This window comes from Dorea sp. BIOML-A1 (assembly GCF_009875615.1).
GTDB lineage: Bacteria > Bacillota > Clostridia > Lachnospirales > Lachnospiraceae > Dorea_A > Dorea_A amylophila.
Window position 1 is genome coordinate 1 of sequence record NZ_WWSA01000054.1, and the last position, 6087, is coordinate 6087.

General features: G+C 41.6%; 4 protein-coding genes. 1 reads left to right on the forward strand and 3 read right to left on the reverse strand.

What is annotated here, in order from left to right; genetic code table 11:
* Window positions 1-668 precede the first annotated feature (668 nt).
* The 3 genes from GT508_RS14090 to GT508_RS14100 all read right to left on the reverse strand — a co-directional run bounded on the left by GT508_RS14090 (window position 669) and on the right by GT508_RS14100 (window position 4053).
* A complete protein-coding gene (locus GT508_RS14090; protein ID WP_161144497.1) occupies window positions 669-1850 on the reverse strand; it encodes an iron-containing alcohol dehydrogenase in 1182 nt (393 codons plus the stop codon).
* A 107-nt stretch (window positions 1851-1957) separates the two neighbouring features.
* Window positions 1958-2785 (reverse strand): ATP-binding response regulator, encoded by an 828-nt coding sequence (locus tag GT508_RS14095; RefSeq protein WP_161144498.1) that lies wholly within the window; start codon window positions 2783-2785, stop codon window positions 1958-1960.
* A 5-nt stretch (window positions 2786-2790) separates the two neighbouring features.
* The gene (locus GT508_RS14100) at window positions 2791-4053 is read right to left on the reverse strand and encodes a sensor histidine kinase (protein WP_161144499.1); all 1263 of its coding nucleotides are present in this window, start codon (window positions 4051-4053) and stop codon (window positions 2791-2793) included.
* 205 nt (window positions 4054-4258) lie between these two features.
* On the opposite strand from GT508_RS14100, the gene bioB reads away from it, so the two are divergent.
* Entirely contained in the window at window positions 4259-5230 is a 972-nt protein-coding gene (gene bioB / locus GT508_RS14105) for a biotin synthase BioB (RefSeq protein WP_161144500.1), read from the forward strand.
* Window positions 5231-6087 lie beyond the last annotated feature (857 nt).

Consider the following 6087-nt stretch of genomic DNA (forward strand, 5'->3'; position numbering starts at 1 on the left):
AAGCACCGTTAAAGGAACGAAGCGAACGTGTTTGAGGCGAACGCCGAGTTTGAGCGTAGTTCCTTTGCTTTTAGGTGATTCTGACTCTCTTAGTGTTTCTTATGGTATGGAACCTGAACAAGAAGCCTTATCTATTGTTTCCTTCAAGGACTGAGAGGCCGCTTCCCCGTTNCACCGGGTTACACTTCCGGGCATTTTATTTATTAACATTCGCTGCCAGTCACGACTTGAAGGAAACAATAGATAAGGATTATTGTGAATGTGGAATGCCGTTAGAAACAATTAGAGAGTCAGAAGCACCGTTAAAGGAACGAAGCGAACGTGTTTGAGGCGAATGCCGAGTTTGAGCGTAGTTCCTTTGCTTTTAGGTGATTCTGACTCTCTTAGTGTTTCTTATGGTATGGAACCTGAACAAGAAGCCTTATCTATTGTTTCCTTCAAGGACTGAGAGGCCGCTTCCCCNTTAGAGAGTCAGAAGCACCGTTAAAGGAACGAAGCGAACGTGTTTGAGGCGAACGCCGAGTTTGAGCGTAGTTCCTTTGCTTTTAGGTGATTCTGACTCTCTTAGTGTTTCTTATGGTATGGAACCTGAACAAGAAGCCTTATCTATTGTTTCCTTCAAGGACTGAGAGGCCGCTTCCTAGTTAATAAATTAAATCCCAATTCTCCTATAATGCCGCTTTATATATCTCATACATGTCTTCTTCATGCAGCACCTTCGCTGATCCTTTGCTTTCCTTGCATCCGATACTGCATTTATGTGCCATCAGTTTCAACTCATCATCGCCCGGATCAATGCCAAGTTCATGGATAGATGTTGGCATTTTAATCTCACGGTAGAAATCTTCCATTGCCTCTATTCCACGTAAGGCCACATCATCGGCTGTTCCTTCCGGATCCACCTGCATAACATTCATTGCAAACTTTTCGAATCTCGGAAGACAGTCTTTGTATACATATCTTGCCCAGGATCCCCAGATTGCAGCAAGTCCTGCACCATGTGCCACATCATAGATTCCTCCTATCTCATGTTCCAACGCATGAGATGCGAAGTCTCCTCCGACGACAGCGCCGCAGCCGGTCAGACCATTATGCGACAAACTTCCTGCCCACATCACTTCTGCCCGGGCATCGTAGTTCTTCGGATCACGGACCAAAATTCTTGCATTTTCAATTACGGTACGCATCAGACCTTCTGCAATGCTGTCTGTAATCTCCATATTCCCGCCATTTGTAAAATAACGTTCCATCGTATGCATCAAGATATCCGTACATCCGCATGCAGTCTGATAATCTGGCAGTGTCATGGTAAGTTCCGGATTCATGATCGCAAAACGCGGTCTTCCATAATCACTGCTGTATCCTCTCTTGACCCATCCTTCTTCTTTTGTGATAACAGAAGAATTACTCATCTCGCTTCCGGTTGCTGCGATTGTAAGTACAACCCCAATCGGAAGACAGCCTGCTGCCTGACGCTTTCTGTCATAGAAATCCCATACATCCCCTTCATTGGCTACTCCGTATCCGATTGCTTTTGCAGAATCAATCGCACTTCCTCCGCCTACTGCCAGAATGAAATCTACACCTTCTTTCTTTGCAAGCTCGATTCCTTCATACACCAGAGAAAGTCTTGGATTCGGTACTGCTCCTCCAAGTTCTATATAATCTACCTCTGCATCATCCAGAGAAGCCTTCACTTTATCTAAAAGCCCGGAACGTCTGACACTTCCACTTCCGTAATGAATCAGAACTTTTTTACAGCCCTGTTCCTTTACGAGTTCTCCACATTGGTCTTCTGTATTCTTTCCAAATACAACTTTGGTCGGTGTGTAATAATTAAAATTATACATAAGTTCTCCTTCTTTCCCACATACTTAAAATATGCTACAGATTTCTCTATAGCATATTCTAATCTTCCTCTTTACTTTTTTCAACAATCATTTGCAGCCTTATACCATCATCTGATATTATTTTTTCTTATACACTCCTTCAGTGCCGTCATCAGTTTATCTGCATCAATAGGCTTTGTAAGATGCCAGTTCATCCCTGAAATATGGCTGTTAATGATATCTTCTGCAAACGCATTTGCACTCATTGCTATGATTGGTATCTTATCCGCATCCGGTCTTTGCAATGTCCGGATCTTCCTTGTCGCATCCCATCCATTCATATACGGCATCATAATATCCATAAAAATCACATCGTAATATCCCGGTTCCGACTCCTCAAACTTAGCAACTGCTTCTTTACCGTCTGCCGCACACTCTACACAGATTCCTGTCTCTTCCAGCATTAACTTTGCAATCTCCAGATTCAACTCATTATCTTCTGCGATCAATGCATGCAAGCCTTCCAACGGAATATCTTCTGTACTTTCTGTATTCACATTCTCTGTATATTGCATCAGATTCTGTACCCCGGTCTTAAATGGAATCGTCATTGTCACAGTTGTTCCACAGTTCTTTTTACTCTTTATCTCAATTGTCCCGCCAAGTCTTTCTGTAATCTTCTTCGCTATCGCAAGACCTAGCCCGGTACCTTCATACTGTGTCCGGCTTGTCTTATTTTCCTGCGAAAACATCTCAAATGCGTGTCCTGCAAACTCCTCACTCATACCAATTCCATTATCTGAACACCCAAATTCATAAACCGCTCTCTCGTCATCTTCCGATATTTCCCTGCACCACACACTCACATTGCCGCCTGGCTTTGTAAATTTCACTGCATTATCAGTAATTACTGTCAGAAGTTTTTCTATATAAACCGGATTTCCCGTCAGATACATATGATTCAGCTCCGATTTTTCCCAGTCCACAACATAATCAATCTTTTTTTACCTGCCTGCATCTGTTGATCTGTGTTGACTCGGTTTAACACTGACGCCAAATTAAACGGTATATCATTTTCGACAAATTGCTCCGTCTCTAACTTGTTCATATCCAGAATATCATTTACCATAGAAACAAGATGCCTGGCGGATTCCAAAAGCTTCTCCCTACATTTTTTCTGCATCTCCGGATTGTCCGGATAACGATCCGCAAGCTCGGTCATACCGATGATTCCATTTATCGGTGTCCGGATATCATGACTCATATTAGACAAAAACCGTGATTTAAGCGCTGCATCTTTCCTGGCTTCCGCAACCTGCTGTAGCAGTTCCTGTTCTTTTTTCTTAACATCACTGATACTGCGGATCGCACACAGTACATGGGTCAGATTACCGTCTTTGTCCCTTTTCTTCTCGATAAAACGAAGTTTATGCCAGTTGCCATCTTTCATCTGGTACTCCATCACAATGGTCTCTTCATTCTTCATTCGTACAGGCAGTGTCGTTATATCTGCAAATTTAAGAAATGCTTCCTGATACTCTTCTGCCACAAGCTTCTTGCATGCATTCCTGTTGCCAGAAGTCACTTCTCCGGATTTTTTATAATTCATATTCTCAACAGCCCGGTTTGAAATTTCTTCAAACCAGTTTTTCGAAATATCAATTCTTGAAATATACTGATAGCTTTTGGCAATAGCCTCTATAATCTCATTGCTTAGTTTTGCTTCATCCAGTGCCCTCTGTAATTGTTCCTGAATTGCTTTTTCTTTATACAGAATACCGTCCACGTTCCGATACCCCAGAAATATGTAAAAATTTTTCCCGTCTGTCTTTCCTTTCACTGCATAAGCCTCATAATAACTGTCTTTTCCGTCTTTGGAAACACTGTGATAATAATAAGTAAGTCTTTCCTTCTCCTGAAGTCTCTTTTTCAGATTTTCACACTTATGCCAGTCTAAAAATTCCTCCTGTTCCGTTTCCGGAATAAAGGTCTCTGCATACCGTCTTGTAAATTCATCATAATCAGCAAATATTCTGTACTCCTCTCCGACGATTTGTTTTGCGTTCGTATTTTCAATCAGCCGCAGAATTTCATATTTTCCGGAATTCAGTTCCAGCCGGTATAATGATACATATTCCGTGAACAGTTCCTTTAAAACATACATATCCTCCGATGACATATCCTGTTGTGTATTCAGTTGTAACTCTTCTTTCTGTGTTGGCATAATATTTCTCCTCATAGAATACATCCGTACATACCATAATAATATTATACACTACTTCTCTGAGAATGTGTCAATGTAATATTTATTTACGCACAAATGTTAACCAATCATTTGACTGATGTTGACTTTCTCCTTTCAGTATGTTAACCTTTTGACTATATCAGTTAACAAGTGATTTATACTACATATAAAGGAAGGTAACACCATGATTTCAGAAATTCACACACACGAAGATCCCATTTTAACACGAGAAGAAGCCATTGAAATTCTTAATACTCCTGATGATCAGTTAGATATGCTCATCGAACGTGCCGGGATTCTCCGTAAAAAATATAAAGGAAACCGTGTCAGCATTCATATTCTGACCAATGTCCGCAGCGGCAACTGTACTCAGGACTGTGCTTACTGCGCACAATCCTGCCGTTCTGATGCAGACATCGACACTTACAAATGGGTAGACGACGACAAATTATATAATGATAATGATTTTGTAAATGAATATCATCTTTCCCGCCACTGCATCGGATTAAGTGGTATGGGATTCACCGATGCCGATATTGAACAGCTTGCCGGGCGTATCCGCAAGATGAAGGAAACCGGAACCCATCTCTGCTGCTCCATTGGATTCTTAACCGAAAAGCAGGCCAGAATGTTGAAAGATGCCGGGCTTGACCGCATCAACCACAATCTGAACAGCAGCCGTAATTATTATAGTCATATCTGTACTACGCACACCTTTGACCAGCGTGTGGAAAATATACATATGCTTCAACGGCTCGGATTTGAAATCTGCAGCGGTGGTATCATCGGTATGGGAGAAAGTAAAGAAGATGTGGTCGATATGCTTTTGGAACTAAAAGAGATCAATCCGGAAGCTCTTCCGATCAACTTCCTGCTTCCGATTCCCGGTACTCCTCTTGGCAATCAGGATATCTCCGGGCTTACTTATGAATATGGAATGAAAGTCCTCTGCCTTGCAAGACTTCTGGTCCCGCAGTCTGATATTCGATGCGCCGCAGGTCGTGAAGTGTATTTTAAAGGACATGAAAAAGAATTATTAAGTGTGGTCGACTCCATCTTTGCCTCCGGTTACCTTACTGCTGGTGGACAGGGAATCAACGATACGATCCAGACGATAACCGATGCCGGATTCACTTACGAGATAGAATCTGCGTAATTGAGATTTAATTCAGGAAGGCATGATTACCCGGACCTGCATAAAAAGTAGGAAGCCGTTCCTGTTCAGGTTCCGTCGGCGGGAAATACTAAAGCGTCAAAATTATGCTAAAAACGGGCTTCCGAAATTTGCAACTCGCCATTCGGCTCAAACAGGCAAATTTCGAAAACCCAACGCATAATTTTGACGCTTAACTATTTCCAACACCTTCTTCACATTCACTGGAACGGCTTTCTACTTTTTATTCCGTGGGTGTCGAATGCCTTACGAATGAAACCTGCTAAGAAAAGTCAATAATTATTTTTATCTTTTTTTATTTTCTGTCACAAAATATATTTGCGTACCACAAATAGACTGTCTGATTGGCAGTCTAAAAAATTATTTATTTTATATAAGATTATATATTTTTATATAGTTCGGTTACTCGAGCATAATAAATGCGTAAAAANCGTCAAAATTATGCTAAAAACGGGCTTCCGAAATTTGCAACTCGCCATTCGGCTCAAACAGGCAAATTTCGAAAACCCAACGCATAATTTTGACGCTTAACTATTTCCAACACCTTCTTCACATTCACTGGAACGGCTTTCTACTTTTTATTCCGTGGGTGTCGAATGCCTTACGAATGAAATGGCAAATGCGTAATCGTAGTGGCTTCCACCGGGTTACACTTCCGGATATTTCATTTATTAGCATCCGTAGCCAGTCACGACTTGAAGGAAACAATAGATAAGGATTATTGTGAATGTGGAATGCCGTCAGAAACAGTTAGAGAGTCTGAAGCACCGTTAAAGGAACGAAGCGAACGTGTTTGAGGCGAACGCCGAGTTTGAGCGTAGTTCCTTTGCTTTTAGGTG